General features: G+C 64.9%; 1 pseudogene. It reads left to right on the forward strand.

From position 1 onward, the window contains the following. Nucleotides 1-318: pseudogene (locus tag OR16_RS38185) on the forward strand (MFS transporter); the annotation flags it as partial. Between the last annotated feature and the right edge of the window lie 263 nt (nucleotides 319-581).

The following is a 581-nucleotide window of genomic DNA, read 5'->3' on the forward strand; positions in this document are numbered from 1 at the left end:
CTGGTGCTATCGGTGCAATGGCACAACAACACCGTGCTGGCGCTGCTTGGCCTGACGCTTGCCACCATCGGCATCCTGACCACCCTGCCGCTCTTCTGGAGCCTGCCGACCGCCTTCCTGGCAGGCACCGGCGCAGCCGCGGGGATTGCGCTGATCAACTCGCTGGGCAACCTGGCTGGGTTTATCAGCCCATACGCCGTAGGCTGGCTGAAGGACCTGACGCAGAGCACCGACTCGGGGATGTATCTGCTGGCGGCGTGTCTGATGGCGGGCGCGGCGTTGACGCTGTCAGTGCCGGCGCGGATGGTGAACAAGTAGGAGATCGAGGGCGAGCGCCACAAGGCACGCCCGCCCACTCCCCCGGCCCCTGCCGCAAACGGGAGAGGGGAGCCAACCGATGGGAACGGGAACGATATCGCCAGGTCAACGATTCGGCATAGCCGTGAATCCCGCCTGAAGGGCGGGATTCACCCACGCGCGATGCGAAGCGAGCCGTGGGGGTGTGTCGAGGCCGTATGGGGCGCCTCGGGATTCGGCGAAAAGAGCGGAAAAGAGGGACCCATGTTTGAGTATCGCCTTAA

This window comes from Cupriavidus basilensis OR16 (assembly GCF_000243095.1).
GTDB classification, from domain to species: Bacteria; Pseudomonadota; Gammaproteobacteria; order Burkholderiales; family Burkholderiaceae; genus Cupriavidus; species Cupriavidus basilensis_D.